The organism is Cyanobium sp. ULC082 (genome assembly GCF_977927535.1).
Genome location: NZ_OZ376397.1, coordinates 1,595,414 through 1,618,029, shown reverse-complemented (window position 1 = coordinate 1,618,029; position 22,616 = coordinate 1,595,414). Strand labels below are relative to the sequence as shown.

Here is a 22,616-nt window from a genome sequence, read left to right as displayed (position 1 = left end):
TTCAGCGCCGCAGGGCTTCCGCACCCGCGATCAGCCGCTCCGTCGTGGCGTTGTAGATGTGGGCGGCTTCTTCGGCGCTGTGGCCGATGCAGGTCATGCCGAGTTTGCCGAACTGGGAGAGGCAACCCAGCAGATGAAAGACACTGCCGCTCAGCTCGGCCGGATCGAAGTGAAGTCCGGCGGCCGCCACGATGTCGATCAGGTCGATCGGCAGCAATCCCCGCAGCCGCTGATCACACAGGTTGTCAGTGGCGGTATAGAAGAGGGCCTGACCGGTGGGGGAGCGGAACGCTCCGCTGATCGGGTCGATCCGGCCGTTGGTGGCATAGCGCAGGGCCATGTAGGGGTGGGTGGTGCCGCCCTTGCGCAGATTCACCTCGATCGCCTGCAGATCCCAGTGCTCCCCGTAGCGCCGGGCCACGAAGTCCACCGCGAACCGCTCCAGGGCCCCTTCCGCCGCCAGCGCCTCCCCCACCGCCAGGCCATGGCGCATCAGCGCATCGCGGTAGGTCGCGTCGGCGGGGAAGCGGCAACCCAGGTAGGTCTGGCCGCTCACTCCGCCCAGCACCTGCTCATGGGTGGAGAGCACCTCCACCCGGCCGCCGGGATGGATGTTCCCCTGCACGCTGGGGGAGCTGAGCGCCTCGCCGCCACTCAGCCAGGCCTCCACCAGGGCTCCCTGGTCGCGCAGCAGCTCCAGCCAGTGGGGCGGCGGCATCGCCAGAGCGCCCAGGGCCTGGCGCAGGCGGCGGCGCCGTTCGGCTGAACCGGTGCCCGCCAGCTCCAGGGGGCGCAGGTCGAGGGGGGCATTGCCTTCGCCGCTGAAGCCTTCGTTCAGCTTCACCACCACCCGCTCCAGGCTCGGCTGGTCTTCCCAGAGGGTGGCGGTGGCTTCGGTGAGGGCGTCGAGGGTATGGACCAGGCCGCTGCCGGGGGGATGGGGCACGGCGCAGCGGCGGAACAGCTCCCGGCTGCCCGCCTTGCTGCCCCAGTAGCCCAGGGCGGGATCGGTGCCGAGCAGGGGAATCTGCAGCCGCTCCGACAGCCGCTTCTCCAGGGGGGTGACGTTGAAGCAGGTCATGAAGCTGCGCCCCGGCCGCAACAGCTCCCGGATCCGCCCCAGCAGGGCCGGGCGCTCCAGCAGTTTCTCGGTCAGCGGGCGCGGCGAGGCATCGTCGGTGTCGAACAGGTGAAGGCGGCGCCGGGCATGGGAGGCCGGCACCCCCGGCAGCAGTTCCAGCACCGCGTCCACCACCAGCTCCGGCAGCAGCTTGCTGGTGACGTAGACGGCCCGCACCCCCGGATGACGCAGCCGGATCAGCGAAAACAGCTGCCGCTCCTCGTAGTGGTGCACGCCGGCGACCAGGTCCATCTGGCCCTGGTCCAGGCTCAGCGAGGGAACCACGAGCAGATCGCAACCCTCGGACCGGTGGCTGAGGTCATCACCGCCGCTGCGGTCGTCATCGAAGTCCCCCCACTGTGGCTGCAGCTGGGACTGGAGTTCGCTGAAGCTGTGGGCCATGGCTCAGACCTCCCCGGGCGAGGCATGCTGGATCGGCATCCTGGCCTGGTGGTCCTCCACCACCTTGCCGATCGCGAGCAGCAGACGTTGCTTCAGATCCCAGGCGAGCGGCAGTTCGCTGCTGGCCGAAAAGCAGAGCAGGCGCAGATCGAGCCCCGCATCGCCGTAGCCCACGAAGTGAACCCCCTGCGGTTTGCTCTGGTCGATGCCGGCGTCGGTCGCCAGGGCCTGGCGCAGCACTGTCACGATCGGCTCGATGGCCTCGCGGTCCTGGTGGCGAAGGCTGAATTCGATCCACACCCGGCGACTGTCGATCCGGCCGCTGTTGATCACCGGCTTCACCGTGAACAGGCCGTTGGGGATGAAGATCGGCTGTCGCTCCAGGTCGCGCAGGCAGGTGTAATACCAGCCGATCTGCTCGACGGTGCCGGTGAGCTGCTCATCCGGGATCTGGATCAGGTCGCCCACCACGAAGGGACGGTTGATGTAGAGGCTGATCCCGCTCAGAGCGTTCTCCACGATCGTCTTGGCGCCGAAACCCAGGGCCGCCGCACCGAAGCCGCCGGTGGTGGCCAGCACCGCCAGGGGCGCCCCCACCAGCCGCAGGATCAGCAGGGCGATCAGGATCAGCACCGATGAGCCGATCAGCTTGTCGGCCACATCGAACAGAAAGAGCCGATCCCGGACCGGCAGGGAGGGGAACAACTGCTCGGAGTAGCGCTCGGCCTTGCCCAGCAGCTCCGCCTTGCAGCGCAGCAGCGTCCAGATCAGGCCGAGGCTGATCACGCCATCGCGCAGGTCGGTGCGGCTGAGCGGCAGGGAAAACGGAATCGGACCGGGCCGGCCGGCCAGCCACCAGGCGAGGCTGGTGGCGACCACCGTGAGGCAGAGGCTGATCCGGCTGCGCAGCAGCAGGGCACGGCCGAGCGAGCCCGGCGCCAGCCGCCTGCCCAGCAGTTCCAGGACCAGCCACAGCCCTGCCGCCAGCAGGACTCCCAGCAGCGGGATCTCCAGCGCCGCGAGCAATGTGGTCATGGCGACTGCCCCGCTTCCAGCTCCCAGAGCAGGTCGGGGCCCAGCCAGCGGCGCCGGCCGCCTTGCCAGGCTGGTGCCGCCTCGACACTGGTGAGGCCGAGCTGACCGAGCGGTGTGCGGGCCGGCTCGCCGCCCAGCAGGATCGGCGCGATCACCGCGGCCAGCTGCTGCACACAGCCCTGACGCAGCGCCGCCGCCGCCAGGGCTGGCCCGCATTCCCACAGCACCCGGTTGCAGCCCCGTTCCGCCAGCGCCCGGAGCAGCGCCGCCGGTTCGGATTCCGCCAGCTCCAGCCGCTCGATGCCCGCCTGATCAAGGAACAGAGCGGTGGCGGCGTCGGCGCCCGGACCGTGGGCCACCAGGGTGGCTGCCTGGGTCTGGTCCCAGAGCTGGGCGTGGCGGGGAAGCTGCAGGGTTCGGCTCAGCACCACCCGCAACGGTTCGGGCGAGCGCTGGCCGCGGCTGGTGAGCAGTGGATCGTCGGCGCGCAGGGTGCCACCGCCCACGATCACCGCATCGCAACGGGCCCGGAGCCGGTGCACCCAGCGGCGTGCTTCAGGGCCGCTGATCCACTGGCTGTGGCCATTCGGCAGCGCCGTGCGGCCATCGAGGCTCATCGCCCACTTGAGCAGGCCCAGCGGCCGGCCGGTGTGCAGCCGGTGGCAGAAGGCGGCGTTCAGCCGCAGCGCTTCTGTTTCCCGCACACCATCGATCACCTCGATCCCCGCCGCCCGCAGCCGGGCCATGCCGCCACCGGCCACGCGGGGGTCGGGATCGGCCATCGCCACCACCACCCGGGCGATACCGGCGGTGATCACGGCCTCGCTGCAGGGCGGCGTGCGGCCGAAGTGGCAGCAGGGTTCAAGCGTGACGATCAGGGTGCCGCCCCGGGCACGCGGGCCAGCCTGGGCCAGGGCGCCCACTTCGGCGTGGGGTCCACCGGCGCGGGCGTGAAAGCCCTCCCCCACCAGCGTCCCGTCTGCAGCCAGCACCACCGCCCCCACCAGCGGATTGGGGCTGGTGCGGCCGTCACCGAGCGCCGCCAGCTGGAGGGCACGGTCCATCCAGCGCTGCCAGGGCTCATTCACGCCGGCGCCTCTCCCAGCTGCCGCCATTCCCCCACCACATAGGGCGGCACCGGCAGCTCACTGAACACTCCCTTCAGCCGCAGGCGCAGAGGGCGATCCTGGCTCAGGTCGGCGAGCAGGGGCGCGAGATCGAACTCGGCGGCGGCGGAGCGGCCATCGCCGGCGAGGGCCTCACTGGCCAGGGTGATGTCTTCCAGGTTCCACTGGAAGGGGCCGGAGCTCACCTGCAGGGGGGTGGGGTGATCGAGCCGCACCTTGCCCGGATAGCCCACGATCCGCAGCCGCAGGGATCCGCCTGGCCCGCCTGCGCGGTAGGCCACCAGCTGCCAGCTCTGGTCGTCGAGGTCGCGGAGGCTTTCGAGGCTGCGCAGCACCGGGGTGCCATTGGCATCCAGGTGCCCGTGCAGCTGGGCGAGCGGGCCGATCGCCAGGGCGCCGCCGGGTGCGAGCAGCAGGCTGAGGCCGCTCAGCAGCAGGGCCACCAGCAGGGTTCGCCACGGGCCCGGCCGCAAAGGGGCGCTCACGCTTCCCGCGCTGCCCCCGGGATCGGCGCCCAGCCGGTGTGGGTGGCCCAGAGGGCCCAGATCGCCATCGCCCGCAGGTAGTGACAGGCGCGGAAGGTGCCCACCGCCGTGATCGCTTCGGGGGTGCGGAACTGCAGCCCGCCGGTGTACACCTGCTCCACCACGGCGCCTGTGATCGCCAGGGCCGTGGCCGTTTCTCCCATCAGGCGGTAATAGGCCGCCAGGCCGAAGTTGATGCCGGTCCACACCTCCAGGGGATGGGTGCCGTTCGGATCCAGCGGTGTCCCGTCGCGGCGCAGGCCGTTGGCCACGCCCAGCCGCCCGCCCTCGAAGCGCTCGAAGCAGGCGTCCCGGATCGCCGCCAGCGCCGAGCGGGCCCGCTCGTCGGCCACCACCGGCGGTAAGCCCAGCAGCCGGGCGTAGAAGTCGCCGCAGAGCTGATCGGCCATCACCACCGGCGTGCCGCTGCCGGCATCGATGTTGTAGTACTCCCCGTTCCAGAGCAACGCATCGAAGTGGGCGCGCGACTGCTCCAGCCAGCCGCCGAATTCCCGCTGCACCGCCGCGGTGTCGAGGCCCAGCTCGAGCTGCAGGCGCTGGCCCATGGCCAGGGCCGCCTCCAGGGCGGCGATCCAGAGGGCGCCGCAGTAGGCGCTCACCCCCTGCAGCGGCCAGTCATCGAAGGTCTGATCGGGTGCGCCACCGTTGTCCGGCAGGCCGTCATCGTTGACATCAAACTGCTTGAGGTGGCGCAGCGCTTCCACCGTCGCCGGCCAGCAGTCGGCCAGAAAGCGCAGGTCTTCGCCGGTGGGGGCGAGCCTGAAACTCCGCCACACCTGCAGCACGAAGTCGGAGGCCAGGTCTTTCCAGAGGTTGCAATCCTGGTAGGCGGTGTAGTTGGTGGCATCAAAGGGGCGCTCGTTGGGGGCGCCGAGGTCGTGGGGGGTGGCACCGGCGACTTTGCGGGGCGCTTCCACCCGGCCCTTGCCCTGGGTGAAATACCAGCCGATCGGCCGCGGCGTGGGATCGGCGCTGGGTATCGCCCTTGCGAAGCTGCGCAGCACGGCCTTGTCGAGTTCGGGCCAGAGCTGCAGCAGGGCGAAGGAGCCGTAGAGACGTACGTCGAGGCTTTCGTACCAGGCGTAGTCGAGGCACTCGAGCACCCCGAACCGCCCGACCGGGTCGGTGGACGTGGCGGCGGTCCAGAGGCTGCCGCCGCTGGCCAGGTCGTAGAGCTCGTTGAACAGCGCCATGCGCAGGGGTTCCGGCAGGTCGCTGCGCTCCAGCACCGGTGCCTGCCAGGTGTCGATCGCCTGGCGCCAGTCGCGCCAGTCGCGCAGGGCTTCAGCGGCGATGGCGGCGGCATTGCCGCCACTGTCGCCGAAGAAATCGGTGTAGCGGCGCCGGGCGGAGCTGCCGGTGGCGAAGGCGGTGACGGGCAGGTCCCAGCTGATCACCACCGGCAGCTCGATCGCCGTCCCCGGCTCCAGCCGCAGCCGCAGGGCGATCGCGGCGCTGGCCTGCTCGCTGCCGGTGCTGCGGCGGTCGTTGTTGCTGCTGGGGATCGAGCCGTCGCGGCGGAACGCCTCCCAGATCTCGCCGCCATCACCGCTGGGATCCCAGCGGCTGCAGCGCAGCACCTCCACCCCATCGAGCTGGTCGGGCACCGCCAGGCACCACTGACCCTCCCCCTCGGCGATCGGCTGGCTGGCTGCCCCCTCCAGCAGCACGCCGCTCAGACCGGGGGCATCGATCCAGCGGTTGCGCTGGCCCCGCCCCCGACCGATCGCCGGCCGGTAGTTGTGCTCGGGGCTGCCATCGTCGCGGAAGCTGACGGCGGCGCTGGGATCGGTGTTTGTGAACCAGCCGACCGTGTTGCGCCAGCTCACCAGCAGCGAGAGATCGAGGGGAGCATCGGTGGGGTTGCTGAGCTGCCAGCGGAACACCGCGACCGGATAGCTGCTGCGCTGGTAGTCGCCCGGCAGGATCGGGCTGAATGCCTCGCAGCTCACCCCGGCCTGGAACACATCGCTGTGCTGGAACCAGCTGAGCGGGTAGCGGGCGGCGTAGGTGCCGGTGACCCGCTCGGTGGTGCTGGCCGGATACCACTGCCAGGCGGCCAGTGGGGGGGTGTCCGCTTCTGGGCGGGAGTCGTCCCGCTGCGGTTCGGTGGCCAGGGCAAAGGCCCGCTGGGTCTTGCCGTCGTTCTCGAACAGGGCGAACTGGCAGTCGGGCACGGCGCCGAACCAGTGCTCGCCGCCATCGAGATGCCAGAGGTTGAAGCTGCCATCCGGAGCGCGGCCGAGGCAGCCGGCGCCGAAACCACCCAGCGGCAGGCCGTGGTTCGGGCCGTCATCGAGGTTGCTGGCGTAGCGCACGGTGTAGGGCGCCTCCCAGCCGAGGCCGAATGGCCGCTGCCAGCTGGCTGGCGGCGCCTGCCAGCGTTTCCGGCCGCCGCGCCGCAGATTCTGGAGAGCGGAGAGGCCGAAGGGCGCCATCTGGACTCGAAAGCTGGGGCCAGCTTGTCAGAGCCGTTGGCTCAGCAGCGAACGGGCGGCTGGTCTCACGGGTGACGACCCACTTCCTGGTCGATCAGCGCATCGAGGGTGATGGCCGAGCGCACCAGCGCCTGATAGCGCTGCACAACGCGGCGGTTGCGCTCCAGCCACAGCGCCGGATCCCCATCCACCCCGCCGATGCCGGCCCCGTCCCCGGCGAGCAGTTCGAGCTCGCCCTGGCGGGCCAGCAGGCCGAGCACCAGGTCATGGATGCGCCGGCGGCGCTCGGCGGAATGGCTGGAATCGGCCATGGCGGTCGGTGACGGGTGTGCATCATGGCCAGGCTGTCGCTGGCAGCTGCCGCGAGAAAGCGATGAGGAAGGGATGATCGATGTGATCGGCACCGATGCCGCCGGCCTCAGCGCCCTGCCGCCGGCGGCGCTGGCCCTGCTGCGGCGGGCGCGGCTGGTGGCGGCACCCTCCCGCCTGCTGGTGGAACTGGAGCCCTGGTTGGCTGAGCGGCAGGAGCGGCAGCAATCAGCCGGCAGCCCGCCTGTGGAGGTGCTCAGCAGTGACAGGCCCGAGCAGCTGATGCCGGCGCTGCGGGCTGCGCTGGCCGCCGGCCGGGCCACCGTGCTGCTGGCCAGCGGCGATCCGCTCTGGTTCGGCATCGGCCGGCTGCTGCTGCAGCACCTGCCCGCCGACCAGTTGCGCTTTCATCCTGCCCCCAGCTCCCTGCAGCTGGCCTTCGCCCGGCTCGGCCGCCCCTGGCAGGACGCCAGCTGGATCAGCCTGCACGGCCGCGAGCCTGAGCCGCTGGCCCGCCGGCTGCAGGAACGGCCGGCTGCCCTGGCGGTGCTCACCGATCCCGGCCGCGGCGGCGCCGAGACGGTGCGTCGGATTCTGCGGGCCTCTGGGCTGGAGCCGGCCTATGGCTTCTGGCTGTGTGAACGGCTCGGCCATCCGGCCGAGCGGGTGCAGCGGCTGGCCCCCGCCGCCCCGTTGCCCCCCGACCTCGATCCACTCCACCTGGTGCTGCTGATCGCCGAGCCGCCGGTGCCCACGGCTCCGGCCGGTCTGCCGTTGTTCGGCCTCGAGGACGGACTGTTCGTGCAGCACGACGATCGCCCCGGGTTGATGACCAAGCGTGAGGTGCGGATCCAGCTGCTGGCTGATCTGGAGCTGCCGGAGCGCGGCGTGCTCTGGGATCTGGGGGCCGGCGTGGGCTCGGTCGGGCTGGAGGCGTTGCGGCTGCGGCCGGGGCTGGAGCTCTGGGCGGTGGAGCGCCGCGGCGGTTCGGCCGCCCTGATCGCCGCCAATGCCGCACGGCTGGGGGTGCAGCCGGCGGCGGTGCTGGAAGCGGAGGCCCTCGATCTGATCGGTGCTGGCTCAGCCGGCCGGGAGTTGTCGCTGCCCGACCCCGACCGGGTGCTGATCGGTGGTGGTGGGCGGCAGCGGCTGGCGCTGCTGCAGGCCGTGCTGGCCCGGCTGCGTCCGGGGGGCGTGGTGGTGATGCCCCTGGCCACGGTGGAGGCCCTGGCTGGATTGCGCCAGGAGCTGGAGCACGCCGGCCTGGAGGTGAGGGTGGTTCAGCTGCAGGCCTGGCGGGGCGCAGCCCTGGCCGATGGCACCCGGCTGGCGCCGCTCAACCCGGTGCTGGTGCTCAAGGGGCGCCGTTAAGAAGCCTGGTCAGCGAGGTTGTCGAGCTCGGCCTGCATCGCCACGACCACCTGCTGATAGCAGGCCTGGACATACCCCCGGTCGCGGCTGGCGGCGTAACCGGTGCGCTCGAACTGAATCGGTGCGCAGACGCGGGTGTGGATCCTGGCCGGCAGCGGAATGTTCGGCAGGGGGCCGAGGGCCAGACCCCAGGGAAGCCCGAGGTAGATCGGAAACACTTCCGGATCGATTCCCAGCAGCCAGGGCATCCCCAGCCGGTGCAACCGCTCCACCTGGCGATAGCAATCCTCCAGCACGATCAGGGTGTCGTGGCTGCCCCAGGAGATCAGTGGAATGATCGGCAGGGAATGCCAGAGGGCCAGCCGGATGAAGCCGGTGCGCCCGCCGAAATGGATCTGGCCCCGCGCCCGGTGGGGGCGGAACGCATCGTTGCCGCCACCGGGATAGACGAGAACGCTGTGTCCCATCTCCAGAACGGCGAGGGCGTTGCGGGGATAGAAGGGAATCGCCCCCACCCGGGCTGCCAGGCGGGCCATCGGGGCATGGGTCTGCCAGACCTTGGCGTGGGTGAGGCCATAGACCTCGCGCTGGTAGCCGAAACGCCGGAACCAGTCGTAGAGAAACATCGGCAGGTCCGGAGTGGCCAGGCCGCCGTTGTGGGAGCCGACCAGCAGCATCGGCCCCTGGCCTGGCACATGCTCCCAGCCACTCGTGTGAACCCGGAAGTAGTGCCGGTGCAGCCACCCCCAGATGGGCATCAGTTCCCTGATGAACAGGGGATCGCGGAGCCCACCTGGATCACGGTCGGGCGCTGAGCCACTGGGCATGGGATGCAGCAAGCCGACGCAGGCCTGGTGGGCAGCGATCAGGCTGGCATCCCGGCCTGGCAACCCTGTTGCTTCTGCTCGCGGCGGTGCTCCTCACGGGCCTCGATCAGGTCGCCGCGGCTGAGCCGGTAGCCCAGACGCCGTGCCGCCAGCAGCAGTTCCGTTTCAGAGCGGCAGTGCTTCAGCGATCGGCGCATCACCGGGTCGGCTTCTGCCTCCAGGACGAACCGTTCGAGTTCGCTCCAGGTCATGGGGGAAATGCCAGGTGTTCAACCATGCCCAAACGAGTGGACGGAAGCCAGCGATCTGAACACAGCGCAATGTCGGGTGGCTGACCTCAGCGGTTGCTTCCTTCGCTCTGGGATTCGGAACTGTTCTGATGGCCGTTGAGATGCTTTTCGCAGGCCTGAGAGCCCGGGATCGGCAGCAACAGAACGGCCAGGGCGGCAACCAGCAAGGCAGTGGCCTGGAGTGGATTTGTCAAGGCCGGGCTTCAGTCGCTCCCATCAACCTCCCATCTTTGGGGGCGGGGGTCAAGGCCGGAGCGAACCGGGCGAGGGCCCAGAATCCACTGATACGGCCACTGCGATGCCATCCCCGTTGCCCGATGCCGAGCTGCTGCTGGACCGTGAGCGGACCAGCCGCCGCGATGGCAGTGGCCTCAGGGCGGAGCAGCTGCTCGGAACCTGGGTGCTGGCCCAGACCTGGCCCCGCCGGGCCGGCCAGCCCGCCGCCCTCAGCTCAGCGCTGCTGCGGGTCCTGGGGGCTCGCCTGATCCTCGCTGCGGCCGCAGCGCCGCTGGCCCCCCTGCGCATCACCAACCGTGTTCAGCTGGGCGCCCTGGAGCTGAGCTTCCAGGGCCAGGCCTGGCTTGAAGGTCGCCGGCCCCTGCTGATCTTTCGCTTCGAGCAGCTGCAGCTGCGACTGGGTGACTGGCTTTGGCTGGATCGCCCCCTGGCCGGGCCGCCGGCTTCCACGGGGCCCGGCCAGCGCCACGGTGCCCTGCCGTTCTTCGCCCTGATCGCCACCGAAACGCTGGCTGGAGACGCATCCGGCTCCGGCCCCGGTTCCGAGCCCCCTGGCCGCTGGCTGGCGGCGCGGGGCCGGGGCGGTGGCCTGGCCCTCTGGCTTCAGGCGCCGGACCAGCCGATCGCTAGGGTCTGAGCATCGAACCTGCAGCCTGGAGACTGAGCTGATGCCCGCCTGGCTGGTTCTGTTGGTCGTCCAGGTCGGAGTCAGTCTGGCGCTCAATCCGAGCCGCGCTGATTTCCAGTGGTTTCTGCGGCTGCGCCGGCCCGCCTGGCTCACCTTCGAGCGCTGGATCCCGCTGATCTGGCTGGTGATCTACGGCTGTTTCTACGCCTCGGCCCTGCTGAGCTGGCAGGCCGGCAGCGGCTGGGGGGCGATGGCGGGCTACCTGCTGCTGCTCGTGCTGGTCCAGAGCTACACCTGGCTGATCTGCCGGACCCGTTCGCTCACCGCCGGCACGGCGATCGGCTTTGCCGGCTGGGTCTGGGGGGTGGTGCTCACCATCCTGGTGGCCTCCCGCTCACCGGTGGCGGCCTTGCTGCTGGTGCCCTTCCTGCTCTGGAGCCCGCTTGGCACCCTGGTCACCTGGCAGATGCAGCGCCTCAATCGCTGAACGGGCCGCCCGCGAGCTCCAGCCAGCCCGGCTCCGGCCAAGCCCAGCGCAAGGCCACACTGAGGATGCCCACACTGCCGCCACGCCGCGCCGCCACGATGGTGTCTGTTCAGAGCATCTGCCAGAGGGGTTTCTGGAGCAGCCTGCTGCCGCTGCTGCTGGGGTTCGCCCTCTGGGCCGCGCTGGCGGCTCCGGCTATGGCCAGCCCGGTGGAGCGCGCCTATCGCTGTGATGGGGATCCGCTGGCCGCTCGCTACGACAACGGTGCCGTCGATGATCCGCTGGTGGGCAATGTGCTGGCGGGAACCTTCCCCGGCGCCTTTGTCGTGCTGCGCTGGCGGGAGCTCACGCTGCAGTTGCCGCGCACCAACGATGCCGGCCCGCCCACCTACACCGACGGCAAGTGGCTGTGGGGTCTGAACGAGCCCGCCGAGCCCACCTTTCTGCTGCGTCGCGGCGATCTGCAGGTGTTTGCCTGTCAGGCCCTGAACGACGCCTGAACCCTGCCGCCACGTACGCTGCCGGTTCGAAATCACCGAATCGGCGAGGTCTCGATGCCCACCCGGCAGACCCGGCTGCGGGGGCGTCACCTGCTCGCCGACCCGGCGCTCAACAAAGGCACGGCCTTCAGCCCCCGGGAGCGCCGGGAACTCGGCCTGGAGGGGTTGCTGCCAGAAGCGGTTGAAACGCTTGAAACCCAGGTGGCCAGGGCGTGGGCCTGCTTCGGCGGCCTGGGCAGTGATCTGGAGAAGTTCCGCTTCGCCCAGGCCCTGCGCCGTACCAATTCCACCCTCTTCCACCGCTTCCTGGCGGATCACATCGACGATCTGCTGCCGATCGTCTACACGCCGACGGTGGGGGCGGCGATCCAGCGCTTCAGCCTCGACCACCAGAGCCCTTCCGGAGGGGTTTATCTGGCCTGCAGCGACCAGCCGCGGCTGGAGGGGGTGCTGCGCCAGGCGGCCGCCGGGGGGGCGGTTGATCTGATCCTGGTGACGGACGCCGAGGGCATCCTGGGCATCGGCGACCAGGGGATCGGCGGCATCGAAATCTGCCTGGGCAAGCTCGCTGTCTACACGCTCTGCGCCGGCTTCGATCCCCAGCGGCTGCTGCCGGTGGTGCTGGATGTCGGCACGAACCGCCAGAGCCTGATCGACGATCCCCTCTATCCCGGCTGCCGTCAGCCGCGCCTGCAGGGGTCTGCCTACGACGCCTTCATCGCCGCGTTCGTGGCGGCGGTTCAGGCCGTGTTCCCGGGCGCCCTGCTGCACTGGGAGGATTTCGGCGTGGCCAACGCCCACCGCAACCTCGCCACCTACCGCCACCAGCTGCCCAGCTTCAACGACGACATCCAGGGCACCCGGGGGGTGGCCTGTGCCGTTGTACTGGCCGCCTCCCGCGGCGCCGGCGTCCCGGTGGAAGACCATCGCATCGTGGTGTTCGGGGCCGGCACCGCCGGTTGCGGCATTGCCGAGGGCCTGGTGCGCCTGCTGCAACGCAGCGGACTGAGCGAGCAGCGGGCCCGCGGGCGGTTGTGGTTGATCGACCGGGAGGGGCTGTTGTTGGAGGGCCAGACGATCGCTTCGCCCCTGGCGGCCCGATTCGCCCGATCGACCGAGGAGGTGAGCGGTTTTGAGCGGGATGCCGACGGCCGGATCGGCTTGCTGGAGGTGGTGAGCCAGGTGCGTCCCACTGTGCTGATCGGCACCTCAACGGTGGCCGGGGCGTTCAGCCGGGCCGTGGTGGAGAGGATGGCGGCGGCTGTGGAGAAGCCGATCATCCTGCCCCTCTCGAACCCCACCCAGCTGGCGGAGGCCACCCCGGCCGATCTGCTGGCCTGGACGGGGGGACGGGCGCTGGTGGCGACGGGCAGCCCCTTCGCTCCGGTGCTGGTGGATGGGCTGGAGCGGCGGATCGGCCAGTGCAACAACTGCTTCCTCTATCCAGGGCTCGGTTTTGCCGCCGTGGCGGTGGGAGCCCGTGAGGTGAGCGAAGCGATGGTGGACGCGGCTCTGGAGGCCCTGGCGGAGCGGATCCCCGGCAGCTCCGACCCCACCGCGCCGCTGATGCCGACGCTGGCTGAGGTGGGTTCGGTGGCCAGGGCGGTGGCTGAAGCGGTGGCCAAAGCTGCCGTGAACGAGGGGCTGGCCCGTCTGGCGGCCACCCCGGCCGAAGCGATCGAGCGCCTCGATCAGGCCAGCTGGGAACCGGTGTACGGCGCCGTGGAGGCAGTCTGATCGGGCGGCTGAGGGGCAGCAGCGGCTCAGAGGTCGTCTTCCACCCCGGTCTGAACGCTGCAATCGCTCATCGGGTAGCTGACGCAGAGCAGGGCATAGCCCTGGGCGATCTGGTCATCGTCGAGGAAGCTCTGATCCGACTGATCAACGCTGCCGGAGAGGATCTTGCCGGCACAGGTGCTGCAGGCGCCCGCCCGGCAGGAGTACGGGAGGTCGATGCCCTGCTCTTCGGCGGCATCGAGCACGTACTGGTCATCGGGGCAGCTGAACGATTTGCCGTCGTTGAGCGTGATGGTGAAGCTGGCCATGACGAATTGCTGGTCTGAATTCTTCCGCGCCGATCTAGGAACCCTTTGCCAGCTTGCTTGTATCGATCAGCACACAAGAATGTCTTGGTTTGTTGGTTCTCCAGCGGCGCAGCGGTTCCCCTGGTTCTGTGGGGGCACGAACACAACGCTCAGGAACGGCTTGCGTTGTGCGCCGAAAAGCTCCATAGAGAGTGCCGCTGTGCGGGGAATCCTGTGATCAGGGTGTTTGTGCCCAGGGAACGTCGGGCCGGGGAGCAGCGGGTGGCCGCCACCCCCGAAACCGTGCGACGACTCACCGGCTGGGGGTGCCAGGTCGGCCTTGAGGCCGGTGCCGGCCGCTCGGCGGGCTTTGACGATGGCCTGTTCGCCGAAGCCGGTGCGGAGATCACCGCGTTCGATGCCGCCGATCCCTGGCAGCAGGCCGACGTGGTGCTCACCGTTCAGGCCCCGCCGCTGGAAACCGCCGCAGAGGCTGGCGGCTATGGCCTGTTGCGCTCGGGCAGCCTGCTGATCGGCCTGCTCGACCCCTACGCCAATCGCCCCCTGTTCGATCGGCTCAACAGCGCCGGGGTGTCGACGCTGGCGCTGGAGCTGCTGCCGCGGATCAGCCGGGCCCAGACGATGGACGCCCTTTCCTCCCAGGCCAACATCGCCGGCTACAAAGCCGTGCTGCTGGCGGCGGCCGAGCTCGACCGTTTCTTCCCGATGCTGATGACCGCCGCCGGCACCGTGCAACCCGCCAAGGTTCTCGTGCTCGGCGCCGGCGTGGCCGGCCTGCAGGCGGTCGCCACCGCCCGGCGGCTCGGTGCCGTGGTGAAGGTGAGCGATGTGCGCCCCGCCGCCAAGGAGCAGGTGGAATCGCTGGGCGCCCGCTTCATCGACCCGCCCAGCCTGGATGCCCCCGGTGAAACCGGTGGCTATGCGCGCCAGGCCGGGGTGGCCTTCCTGGAGGCCCAGCGCCAGCAGTTGGCGCTGCATCTGCAGGAGGCCGACGTGGTGATCACCACCGCCCAGGTGCCCGGCAAGCCAGCCCCCCTGCTGATCACCGAGGAGTTGCTCGCCCAGCTGCGGCCTGGCGCCGTGGTGGTGGATCTGGCGGTGGCCCAGGGCGGCAACGTCGCCGGCAGCCGCCTCGACCAGACCGTTGACGTCGGTGGTGTCCGCATCCTGGGAGCCTCCAACCTGCCCGCTTCCGTGCCCCAGCACGCCAGCGCTCTCTATGCCCGCAATCTCGCCGCGCTGATGGAGCAGCTGATCGAGGCGGGAGAACTTCGTTTCGACCCTGAGGATGCCTTGCTCGACCCCTGTCTGATCACCCATCAAGGCTGTTGCCGCCGCTCCGATCTCTGGCCAGCGCTCGAGGAGGTGCTGGCATGAGCACCGATCTCGGCGCCGCGGAGGCGCTCTGGGTGCTGCTGCTCGGCAGCCTGCTGGGGCTTGAGCTGATCGGCAAGGTGCCGCCCACTCTGCACACACCGCTGATGTCCGGCGCCAACGCGATCAGCGGGGTCACCCTGCTGGCCGCCCTGGCGCTGATCGGCGCGGCACCGAGCCCGGGCCTGCGCCTGCTGGGGGCCGCGGCGCTCGGCTTCGCCCTCTTCAACGTGGTGGGCGGTTTTCTGGTGACCGATCGAATGCTGGCCATGTTCAAACGCAAGGAATCGAACTGATGGGTGAACTGACGCTCGATCTCGGGGCCGTGCTGCTGCTGGCCCTCGGCCTCAAGGGCCTGGCCAAGATCCGCACCGCCCGCACCGCCAATGGCCTGGCCGCCCTGGCCCTGGTGCTGGCGGTGGCGGGGCTGCTGCTCCAGCAGGGCCTGGACGGCTGGCCGTGGATGCTGCTCGGCCTGGCTGCCGGCGGTGGGGTCGGGGCGCTGCTGGCCTACCGGGTGGCGATGACCGCCATGCCGGAAACCGTGGCGTTGTTCAACGGCTGCGGCGGCATGTCTTCTCTTCTGGTGGCGATCGGTGCGGTGCAGCTGCCCACGCCGCTGAGCCTGATCGGCCAGATCTCGGTGCTGGCTTCCGTTGTGGTCGGTGCGATCACCTTCAGCGGCTCGATCGTGGCGATGGGAAAACTGCAGGAGTGGCTCGGCACCCCCGCCTGGACGCTGCGGCCCCAGCGCCATGCGGTCAACATCGCCACGGCGCTGGCCTGCCTGGCCTGCTGTGTGCTGGTGCTCAAGGGCTTCGCCCTGGCCCTGCTGCCGCTCACCATCCTGTCGTTGCTGCTGGGTGTGGGCCTCACCCTGCCGGTGGGTGGCGCCGACATGCCGGTGGTGATTTCGTTGCTCAACTCCTATTCCGGGGTGGCGGCGGCCGCGGCCGGCTTCGTGGTGGGCAGTGAGCTGCTGATCGTGGCGGGAGCGATGGTGGGAGCAGCCGGTCTGATCCTCACCCAGGTGATGTGCACGGCGATGAACCGTTCGCTCACCTCGGTGCTGTTCGGCGGCGCCCTCGGCGGGGCCGGGGCCTCGTCAGAGGGCGGAGAAGCCGCCAAGGACGAGGGCTACAAGAACGTCACCTCCTGCAGCCCGGAGGAATGCGCCCTCACCCTCGAGGCCGCCGAGCGGGTGGTGTTCGTGCCTGGCTACGGCCTGGCGGTGGCCCAGGCCCAGCACAGCCTCAAGGAGCTGGCCCGGTTGCTCGAAGCCCACGGCATTGCGGTGAGCTACGCGATCCATCCGGTGGCGGGGCGGATGCCGGGTCACATGAACGTGCTGCTGGCTGAGGCCGATGTGCCCTACGACCAGCTGATCGAGATGGAGATGATCAATCCCGATTTTCCCCGCACCGATGTGGTGATCGTGCTGGGGGCGAACGACGTGGTGAACCCGCGCGCCAAGAGCGATCCGGCCAGCCCCCTCTACGGCATGCCCGTGCTGGAGGTGGACCAGGCCCGCTCGGTGTTCGTGGTGAAGCGCAGCCTGGGTTCGGGCTATGCCGGCATCCGCAACGATCTGTTCGAGCTGCCGCAGACCTCGATGGTGTTCGGTGATGCCAAGCAGGTGCTGCAGGGCCTGATTCAGGAACTGCGTTCGCTGGGGGTGGGGAAGGTGGCAGCCGGAGCGGCGGCCTCCCGCTGAATCGGTTCAGGCGTTGATCGATCTGGTGGCTGGCGTTTTCTCCAGCGCCAGCCGGTGCAGCGTCGCCTGGTTCTGGTCGAAGAAGGCCCAGGACACCGCGAAGAAAACCAGATAGCGGTTGTAGGTTTCCAGGCCGGCCAGGCTGATGGCCTCCTCCCGATTCTCGACCAGCCGCTCGAACCAGGCCCGCAGGGTGGGCCGGTAGTCGCGGCTGGAATCGTGGACGATCTCGAAGCCGGCGTTGCCTGCCGCCAGCAGGAATTCGGAATAGAGAGAGAGGGCCGAGCCCGGGAAGAACAGCTGGCCGGTGATCTGGCTGGTCGGCAGGGGGTCGCTGTTGAGGGCGAAGAACTGCAGCACCAGGCGGCCGTCCGGGGCCAGGGCCCGGTGCAGCCGTTGCAGCAGCGGCTGCAGTTCCGCCGGCCGGACATGCTCGATCGAACCGATGCCATAGATCCTGTCGTAGGAATCCGGCTGGAAGGACGCCGTGATGAAGTCGTCCAGGACGACGTCGTAGCCGAGAGTTTCGCCGACATGGCGAGCCTGTTCCCTGGAGAGGGTCATGCCCCGCAGCCCGCCTTGCTCGCCGGTGGCGGCGTGGAGATGGCGCATCATGCCGCCCCAGCCGCAGCCGAGATCGAGGATCCTCTCCCCGGCGGCCGGCCGGATCAGAGCGAGCAGATCATCGGCCTTGCGGCGCTGGGCTGTTTCGAGCGTGTCGCTGTCGCTTTCGAAGTCGGCGCAGGTGTAGAGCATCAGCTCGCGATCGAGGAACAGCCTGTAGAAGGCGTTGGAGACGTCGTAGTGCTCCTCGATGCCGGCGGCGTGGCTGCCGGCGAAGGCCTTCGCCAGGATCCAGCGGCGCTGAAAACGGAACGGATAGCCCTCGATCAGGATCCGCTGCCAGGCGGGCGGCCGGCCGGTGAGAAACCCCCAGGTGAAGGCGGGATCGAGCGGCTCGGGTGCGCTGGCCAGATAGCGACCGATCGCGAACGACAGGCCATAGCGCGCCCCATCCAGAACAGCCCTGGCTCTCCGCCCCAGCTCCGATTGCGGACCCATCGTGTTGGCTGGTGGCGGCGTGATGGGGGCTTTGATGACTGGCGGCATCGACCGATTTTAAGCCCGCAGCTCCTGGAAGCTGGCTTGGCCGATCCGCCAGCCAGTTGTGCTTCAGCCAGCGGTGAGCGAAACGTCTGGCATAGCCAGACTTCTCCTGTTCCGTCATGAGCACGATGAAGTCCAGATCACTGCTGGCCGGATCAAAGCGGCCTTTGGAGGCTGATCCAAACAGCTCAAGCTGCGCAACGCCAGCCTGTTCGCCAATGGCTTCCAGCCCATCGGTGTCACCAGTGAGTGGGGACTGCCGCTTCGAAAGTCCCTGCAGTGCGTGGATCGGAGTCGGCTACGCACACCCTCAAACACCCTTGAAAATCGTGCGTCTACTGCATGATTTTCAAGGCAAGAGCCCAGGCTGGTGTCATGCTTCCGCGCTGCCCTGCTTGCCGCGCTGCAGGTTGCCCTGGCCCGGGCGCCGGTGGTGGCCCTGCTCGGCCCGTGCCAGTGCGGCAAGACCACCCTGGCCCGCCAGCTGGTTGATCTCGGCAGCGCCAACTGGTTCGATCTCGAGGACCCGATCAGCCTGGCGCGGCTGGAGGAGCCCCTCACGGCCCTCGGGGATCTGCGCGGCACGGTGGTGATCGATGAAGTGCAGCGCCGCCCCGAGCTTTTCCCGCTGCTGCGGGTGCTCGCTGATCGCCCGGGGACGCCAGCTCGTTTCCTGATCCTCGGTTCGGCTTCTGGGGTGCTGCTGCGCCAGTCGTCGGAGTCGCTGGCCGGGCGCGTGGAGATCGTGTCCAGGACCACGACGCTTTGCTGTGCCACCCCAGGCTGGGCGCCTCCTGGGAGGGGTTTGTGATTGAGCAGTTGCTTGCCGGCTGGCGGCCCGAAGGCGCCTGGTTCTGGGCCACCCATGGCGGCGCCGAGCTGGATCTGCTGGTGATCACCCCAGCTGAGCGCGGTTACCGCCTGAATGAGCGCACCGAGGTGATGCCACTGGCCACGGCGCTGGAGGCGCTGTGCTGATGGCGGTGCAGGCCCGCCGACACAGCCGCATCGACACCCTGACGCGACTTGGTTGTTCGCAGCAAGCGTCGCCGGGGATTGCGCTGTGGGGGAGATGCTGAACGGAATGGTCTTTCCCTTCCCATGAGCCGGCAGCTTGATCTGCTCGCCCCCGAGCCCGTGCCATCAGGCGAGGTCGAGCACGTCGTGCGCGCCGATGGTCTGGTGGTGCGCCATCGGCCTGGCTGGCTGGCTGAAGCCGATCACCACCTGAGCGCTCTGTTGCAGGAGGTGCCCTGGAAGCAGGAGCAGATCACCCTGTTCGGCCGCACCCATCCGATTCCGCGGCTCACCTGCTGGATGGGTGATCCCGGCTGCCATTACACCTACAGCGGTGTCCGCAACGCCATCGAAGCCTGGACTCCCCGGCTGCAGGCGTTGAGGGAGCAGGTGGAGGCCGAGGCCGGCTGCCCGTTCAACTCCCTGCTGCTCAACCGCTACCGCAACGGCAACGACAGGCTCGGCTGGCATGCCGATGACGAGCCGGAGCTGGATCCGGACCGGCCGATCGCCTCGCTCAGCCTGGGCGCCAGCCGCAGCTTCCGCCTCCGGCCCCGGCATCCCGCCGTCAACGGCACCGCTGCCTTCAGCCTGGAACTGGGCCACGGCGATCTGCTGATCATGGAGCCGCCCACCCAGCGCCATTGGCTGCATCAGCTGCCCCGCCGCCGCCGGGTGCTCCAGGAGCGCCTCAATCTCACCTTTCGGGTGATCGGAACCAGGCCCCTGAAGCCCCCCCTAAGCTGAAGAAAATTTGCGGATTGCTCCGATCACCCTTCTGACCCACCCCGCTCCGGGACAGGAGCACCCCAGCACCGGGGCCATCGGATCGTCGCACTCCAGTGATTTCTCCAGCCTCGGGCTCTGTGAACCGCTGCTTCGGGCGATCGCCCTGAAGGGGTACACCCAGCCTTCACCGATCCAGCTGCAGTCGATTCCGGCGGTGCTGGGGGGCCACGATGTGATGGCCGCCGCCCAGACCGGCACCGGCAAGACAGCCGGCTTCACCCTGCCGATGCTGGAGCGGCTCCAGCACGGTCCCCACGCCCGCAACAACCAGGTGCGCTCCCTGGTGCTCACCCCCACCCGGGAGCTGGCCGCCCAGGTGGCGGAGAGCGTGCAGGTTTACGGCCGCTTCCTTGATCTGCGCAGCGATGTGGTGTTCGGCGGGGTGAAGATCAACCCCCAGATGCAGCGGCTGCGCCGTGGCGCCGACGTGCTGGTGGCCACCCCCGGCCGCCTGATGGACCTCTATCAGCAGAACGCGATCCGCTTTGATCGGCTCGAGATCCTCGTGCTCGATGAGGCCGATCGCATGCTCGACATGGGCTTCATCCGCGACATCCAGAAAATCCTCGCCCTGCTGCCGCCGAAACGCCAGAACCTGCTGTTCTCCGCCACCTTCAACCCCTCGATCCGCAAGCTGGCCCAGGGATTGCTGCATAACCCGGTGCAGCTGCAGGCCACCCCGGAAAATCGGGCGGCGCCCCTGGTGGAGCAGGTGATGCATCCCTGTGACATGGCCCGCAAAGGCGACCTGCTCAGCCACCTGATCCGCACCAATAACTGGCAGCAGGTGCTGGTGTTCTCCCGCACCAAGCACGGCGCCAACCGCCTCGCCGATCGGCTCAGCCAGGAGGGCATCACCGCCATGGCCATTCACGGCAACAAGAGCCAGGGGGCGCGCACCCGGGCCCTGGCCGGCTTCAAGAGCGGTGAGATGCGGGTGCTGGTGGCCACCGATCTGGCCGCCCGCGGCCTTGATATCGAGCAGCTTCCCCATGTGGTGAACCTGGATCTGCCCAATGTCGCCGAGGATTATGTGCATCGCATCGGCCGCACCGGCCGGGCCGGCCAGAGCGGCCATGCCCTTTCCCTGGTGGCCGCCGAGGAGCACGAGCTGCTGCGGGCGATCGAGCGGGTGATCGGCAATCCCCTGCCCCGTCAGCCGGTGCCGGGCTTCGAGCCCACCATCCACTCGGCCCCGCCCCTGGATCTCAGCGGCGGCCGCGGCAAGGGCCCCCGGCGCAACGTCTCCCGCAGCGGTTCACCCCGCAGCCAGCCAGCCGCTCGCCAGAGCCGCCCCCGCCGTTGACCTCCGCCACCCGGCGGCTGCGGTTCGGCGCCGCCCTTCGGCCCGGTCTGCAGCTCGCCCTGCTGCTGCTGCTCGCCCTGCTGGTGCTGGTGCCGCTGTTCTGGCTGGTGAGCACCTCGTTGAAGGGCCCGGCCGAAGACATCTTCACGACACCGCCGGCCCTGCTGCCCAGCCAGCCCAGCCTCGATGCCTACCGGCGATTGTTCGCCGATCACCCGATCGGCCTGTATCTGTTCAACAGCACCGTGGTGAGCCTGCTGGCGGTGGTGGCCAACCTGCTGTTCTGTTCCCTGGCGGCCTATCCCCTGGCCCGGATGCGCTTCGCCGGTCGCGGCCTGGTGCTGGCCCTGGTGATCGCCACCATCCTGATTCCCTTCCAGGTGGTGATGATCCCGCTCTACCTGCTGATGGTGCAGATCGGCCTGCGCAACACCCTCTGGGCCCTGATCATTCCCCAGGCCGCCACGGCCTTCGGCATCTTCCTGTTGCGTCAGAGTTTCACCGGTGTGCCGGTGGAGCTGGAGGAGGCGGCCCGCATCGACGGCTGCAGCCGGCTGGGGGAATGGTGGAACGTGATGATTCCGGCGGCGCGGGCTGATCTGATCACCCTGGCGATGTTCGTGTTCATCGGCACCTGGAGTGATTTCCTCTGGCCGCTGATCATTCTCGATGATCCCAGCCTCTACACCCTGCCGCTCGGATTGCAGCAACTGGCCAGCAGCTTCTCGCTCGACTGGCGGATGGTGTCGGCCGGCGCGGTGGTCTCGATCCTGCCGGTGCTGCTCCTGTTCGTGCTGTTGCAGCGCTACATCCTGCCCAGTGCCACCGGCTCTGCCGTCAAGGGCTGACGGCGTCAACGGCTGACGGCCTCAACGGCTGAGGCTGGTGGGCGTTGCTTCGCTCTGTAAGGTCGAAGTGGCCATACCCCCTTGATCCAGGCGCCGATGGAGACCAGCCTGGTGCTGCAGAACCTGCTCTCCCCACCGGTTCTGTTCTTTGCCCTGGGTGTGATCGCGGTGCTGGTGCGCTCCGACCTGGAGATCCCGGCCCCGCTGCCCAAGCTGTTCTCCCTCTACCTGCTGCTGGCGATCGGCTTCCGGGGTGGCGTGGAGCTGCAGCACAGCGGCCTCGGCTTCCAGGTGCTGGTCACGGTGCTGGCCGCCATGGCGATGTCGGTGCTGGTGCCGCTCTACAGCTTCGTGGTGCTCAGGCGGCGGCTGGATGTCTTCAATGCGGCGGCGATCGCCGCCACCTACGGCTCGATCAGCGCCGTCACCTTCATCACGGCCGAAAGCTTCCTCGATGTCACCGCAACGCCCCACGACGGCTTCATGGTGGCGGCCCTCGCCCTGATGGAATCACCGGCGATCATCGTCGGGCTGCTGCTGGTGAAGCTGGCCGGAGCCCAGCAGCGCCCCGAGCCGAGCGGCGGGCCGTCGATCCGCTGGGGCGCCCTGCTGCACGAGGCTTTCCTGAACAGTTCGGTGCTGCTGCTGATCGGCAGCCTCGTGATCGGTCTGCTGGTGGCCGCCTTCAGCCCCCAGGGTCTGGAGAAGATGGAGCCGTTCACCGGCAAGCTCTTCTACGGCGCCCTCAGCTTCTTCCTGCTGGACATGGGCATCGTGGCGGCCCAGCGCCTCAGCGACCTGCGCCGGGCGGGGGCGTTCCTGATCGGCTTCGCCCTGTTGATGCCCCTGTTCAACGCCGCCGTCGGGCTGGGCCTCTCCAGGCTGCTGGGACTGCCCCAGGGTGATGCCCTGCTGTTCATGGTGCTCTGCGCCAGTGCCTCCTACATCGCTGTTCCGGCGGCGATGCGGATGACGGTGCCGGAGGCCAACCCCAGCTTTTACATCTCCACGGCGCTGGGAGTCACCTTCCCCTTCAACATCATCGTTGGCATCCCCCTCTACATGGCCATGCTCCGCCTCGTGATCCCCGCTGCCTGAAC

Annotated in this window: 25 protein-coding genes and 1 pseudogene; 14 read left to right on the top strand and 12 right to left on the bottom strand. The window is 69.2% G+C overall.

All coding sequences use genetic code 11. The annotated features are described in order from the left end of the window. Position 1: 1 nt before the first annotated feature. From ACXMDY_RS08560 to ACXMDY_RS08535, 6 genes are all read right to left on the bottom strand, one after another. Positions 2–1,522: a peptide ligase PGM1-related protein gene (locus ACXMDY_RS08560; protein WP_259701075.1), complete on the bottom strand. Its 1,521-nt coding sequence runs from the start codon at positions 1,520–1,522 to the stop codon at positions 2–4. A 3-nt stretch (positions 1,523–1,525) separates the two neighbouring features. Next, complete coding sequence (locus ACXMDY_RS08555) at positions 1,526–2,557, bottom strand: mechanosensitive ion channel family protein (protein WP_259701074.1); 1,032 nt, start codon at positions 2,555–2,557, stop codon at positions 1,526–1,528. Beyond that, positions 2,554–3,672: a bifunctional diaminohydroxyphosphoribosylaminopyrimidine deaminase/5-amino-6-(5-phosphoribosylamino)uracil reductase RibD gene (gene ribD, locus ACXMDY_RS08550; RefSeq protein WP_457767559.1), complete on the bottom strand. Its 1,119-nt coding sequence runs from the start codon at positions 3,670–3,672 to the stop codon at positions 2,554–2,556. Before ribD ends, ACXMDY_RS08555 begins: the two co-directional genes overlap by 4 nt. Further along, on the bottom strand, positions 3,642–4,169 hold the full coding sequence (locus ACXMDY_RS08545) for a DUF3122 domain-containing protein (protein WP_399236077.1): 528 nt from the start codon (positions 4,167–4,169) through the stop codon (positions 3,642–3,644). Before ACXMDY_RS08545 ends, ribD begins: the two co-directional genes overlap by 31 nt. After that, the gene (locus tag ACXMDY_RS08540) at positions 4,166–6,667 is read right to left on the bottom strand and encodes a GH116 family glycosyl hydrolase (RefSeq protein ID WP_259701073.1); all 2,502 of its coding nucleotides are present in this window, start codon (positions 6,665–6,667) and stop codon (positions 4,166–4,168) included. Before ACXMDY_RS08540 ends, ACXMDY_RS08545 begins: the two co-directional genes overlap by 4 nt. Positions 6,668–6,732: 65 nt before the next feature. Continuing rightward, complete coding sequence (locus ACXMDY_RS08535; protein ID WP_259701072.1) at positions 6,733–6,978, bottom strand: hypothetical protein; 246 nt, start codon at positions 6,976–6,978, stop codon at positions 6,733–6,735. A 73-nt stretch (positions 6,979–7,051) separates the two neighbouring features. Here ACXMDY_RS08535 and cbiE point away from each other — a divergent pair, with 73 nt between their 5' ends. Next, positions 7,052–8,347, top strand: coding sequence for a precorrin-6y C5,15-methyltransferase (decarboxylating) subunit CbiE (gene cbiE / locus ACXMDY_RS08530; protein ID WP_259701071.1), 1,296 nt, complete (start codon positions 7,052–7,054; stop codon positions 8,345–8,347). Here the strand turns inward: cbiE and ACXMDY_RS08525 are convergent. The 3 genes from ACXMDY_RS08525 to ACXMDY_RS08515 all read right to left on the bottom strand — a co-directional run bounded on the left by ACXMDY_RS08525 (position 8,344) and on the right by ACXMDY_RS08515 (position 9,658). Beyond that, positions 8,344–9,237, bottom strand: a complete 894-nt coding sequence (locus ACXMDY_RS08525) for a lysophospholipid acyltransferase family protein (RefSeq protein ID WP_259701070.1) — start codon at positions 9,235–9,237, stop codon at positions 8,344–8,346. The genes cbiE and ACXMDY_RS08525 overlap by 4 nt on opposite strands. Next, positions 9,213–9,425 (bottom strand): Nif11-like leader peptide family natural product precursor, encoded by a 213-nt coding sequence (locus ACXMDY_RS08520; protein ID WP_259701069.1) that lies wholly within the window; start codon positions 9,423–9,425, stop codon positions 9,213–9,215. The genes ACXMDY_RS08525 and ACXMDY_RS08520 overlap by 25 nt, the downstream gene beginning before the upstream one ends. A gap of 86 nt (positions 9,426–9,511) precedes the next feature. Further along, complete coding sequence (locus ACXMDY_RS08515; protein WP_259701068.1) at positions 9,512–9,658, bottom strand: hypothetical protein; 147 nt, start codon at positions 9,656–9,658, stop codon at positions 9,512–9,514. A 104-nt stretch (positions 9,659–9,762) separates the two neighbouring features. Here ACXMDY_RS08515 and ACXMDY_RS08510 point away from each other — a divergent pair, with 104 nt between their 5' ends. The 4 genes from ACXMDY_RS08510 (at position 9,763) to maeA (ending at position 13,053) form a co-directional block, all read left to right on the top strand. Beyond that, positions 9,763–10,338, top strand: coding sequence for a hypothetical protein (locus tag ACXMDY_RS08510; protein ID WP_259701067.1), 576 nt, complete (start codon positions 9,763–9,765; stop codon positions 10,336–10,338). 31 nt (positions 10,339–10,369) lie between these two features. After that, a complete protein-coding gene (locus tag ACXMDY_RS08505) occupies positions 10,370–10,816 on the top strand; it encodes a TspO/MBR family protein (protein ID WP_259701066.1) in 447 nt (148 codons plus the stop codon). Between the two features lie 65 nt (positions 10,817–10,881). Further along, positions 10,882–11,316: a hypothetical protein gene (locus ACXMDY_RS08500; protein ID WP_259701065.1), complete on the top strand. Its 435-nt coding sequence runs from the start codon at positions 10,882–10,884 to the stop codon at positions 11,314–11,316. A 54-nt stretch (positions 11,317–11,370) separates the two neighbouring features. After that, positions 11,371–13,053, top strand: a complete 1,683-nt coding sequence (gene maeA / locus ACXMDY_RS08495; protein ID WP_259701064.1) for an oxaloacetate-decarboxylating malate dehydrogenase — start codon at positions 11,371–11,373, stop codon at positions 13,051–13,053. 26 nt (positions 13,054–13,079) lie between these two features. On the opposite strand, the gene ACXMDY_RS08490 is transcribed toward maeA, so the two are convergent. Further along, positions 13,080–13,361: a 2Fe-2S iron-sulfur cluster-binding protein gene (locus ACXMDY_RS08490; RefSeq protein ID WP_259701063.1), complete on the bottom strand. Its 282-nt coding sequence runs from the start codon at positions 13,359–13,361 to the stop codon at positions 13,080–13,082. 228 nt (positions 13,362–13,589) lie between these two features. On the opposite strand from ACXMDY_RS08490, the gene ACXMDY_RS08485 reads away from it, so the two are divergent. The 3 genes from ACXMDY_RS08485 to ACXMDY_RS08475 are packed head-to-tail and all read left to right on the top strand — an operon-like array spanning position 13,590 to position 16,449. Then, the gene (locus ACXMDY_RS08485; protein ID WP_259701062.1) at positions 13,590–14,738 is read left to right on the top strand and encodes an NAD(P) transhydrogenase subunit alpha; all 1,149 of its coding nucleotides are present in this window, start codon (positions 13,590–13,592) and stop codon (positions 14,736–14,738) included. Continuing rightward, a complete protein-coding gene (locus ACXMDY_RS08480; protein WP_259701061.1) occupies positions 14,735–15,031 on the top strand; it encodes an NAD(P) transhydrogenase subunit alpha in 297 nt (98 codons plus the stop codon). Before ACXMDY_RS08485 ends, ACXMDY_RS08480 begins: the two co-directional genes overlap by 4 nt. Beyond that, positions 15,031–16,449: an NAD(P)(+) transhydrogenase (Re/Si-specific) subunit beta gene (locus tag ACXMDY_RS08475; protein WP_259701060.1), complete on the top strand. Its 1,419-nt coding sequence runs from the start codon at positions 15,031–15,033 to the stop codon at positions 16,447–16,449. The genes ACXMDY_RS08480 and ACXMDY_RS08475 overlap by 1 nt, the downstream gene beginning before the upstream one ends. Before the next feature lie 6 nt (positions 16,450–16,455). Here the strand turns inward: ACXMDY_RS08475 and ACXMDY_RS08470 are convergent, their stop codons facing one another. Beyond that, positions 16,456–17,511, bottom strand: coding sequence for a class I SAM-dependent methyltransferase (locus ACXMDY_RS08470; RefSeq protein ID WP_259701059.1), 1,056 nt, complete (start codon positions 17,509–17,511; stop codon positions 16,456–16,458). Positions 17,512–17,671: 160 nt separating this feature from the next. Beyond that, positions 17,672–17,776: pseudogene (locus ACXMDY_RS08465) on the bottom strand (nucleotidyltransferase domain-containing protein); the annotation flags it as partial. A gap of 150 nt (positions 17,777–17,926) precedes the next feature. On the opposite strand from ACXMDY_RS08465, the gene ACXMDY_RS08460 reads away from it, so the two are divergent. From ACXMDY_RS08460 to ACXMDY_RS08435, 6 genes are all read left to right on the top strand, one after another. After that, the gene (locus ACXMDY_RS08460) at positions 17,927–18,367 is read left to right on the top strand and encodes an AAA family ATPase (RefSeq protein WP_259701058.1); all 441 of its coding nucleotides are present in this window, start codon (positions 17,927–17,929) and stop codon (positions 18,365–18,367) included. After that, a complete protein-coding gene (locus tag ACXMDY_RS08455) occupies positions 18,364–18,534 on the top strand; it encodes a hypothetical protein (protein ID WP_259701057.1) in 171 nt (56 codons plus the stop codon). Before ACXMDY_RS08460 ends, ACXMDY_RS08455 begins: the two co-directional genes overlap by 4 nt. 123 nt (positions 18,535–18,657) lie before the next feature. Beyond that, entirely contained in the window at positions 18,658–19,320 is a 663-nt protein-coding gene (locus ACXMDY_RS08450; RefSeq protein WP_259701056.1) for an alpha-ketoglutarate-dependent dioxygenase AlkB family protein, read from the top strand. A gap of 139 nt (positions 19,321–19,459) precedes the next feature. After that, positions 19,460–20,668, top strand: a complete 1,209-nt coding sequence (locus tag ACXMDY_RS08445) for a DEAD/DEAH box helicase (RefSeq protein WP_259701118.1) — start codon at positions 19,460–19,462, stop codon at positions 20,666–20,668. Further along, positions 20,665–21,516: a carbohydrate ABC transporter permease gene (locus ACXMDY_RS08440; RefSeq protein WP_259701055.1), complete on the top strand. Its 852-nt coding sequence runs from the start codon at positions 20,665–20,667 to the stop codon at positions 21,514–21,516. Before ACXMDY_RS08445 ends, ACXMDY_RS08440 begins: the two co-directional genes overlap by 4 nt. 96 nt (positions 21,517–21,612) lie before the next feature. Next, complete coding sequence (locus ACXMDY_RS08435; RefSeq protein WP_259701054.1) at positions 21,613–22,614, top strand: sodium-dependent bicarbonate transport family permease; 1,002 nt, start codon at positions 21,613–21,615, stop codon at positions 22,612–22,614. The last annotated feature ends 2 nt before the right edge of the window (positions 22,615–22,616 follow it).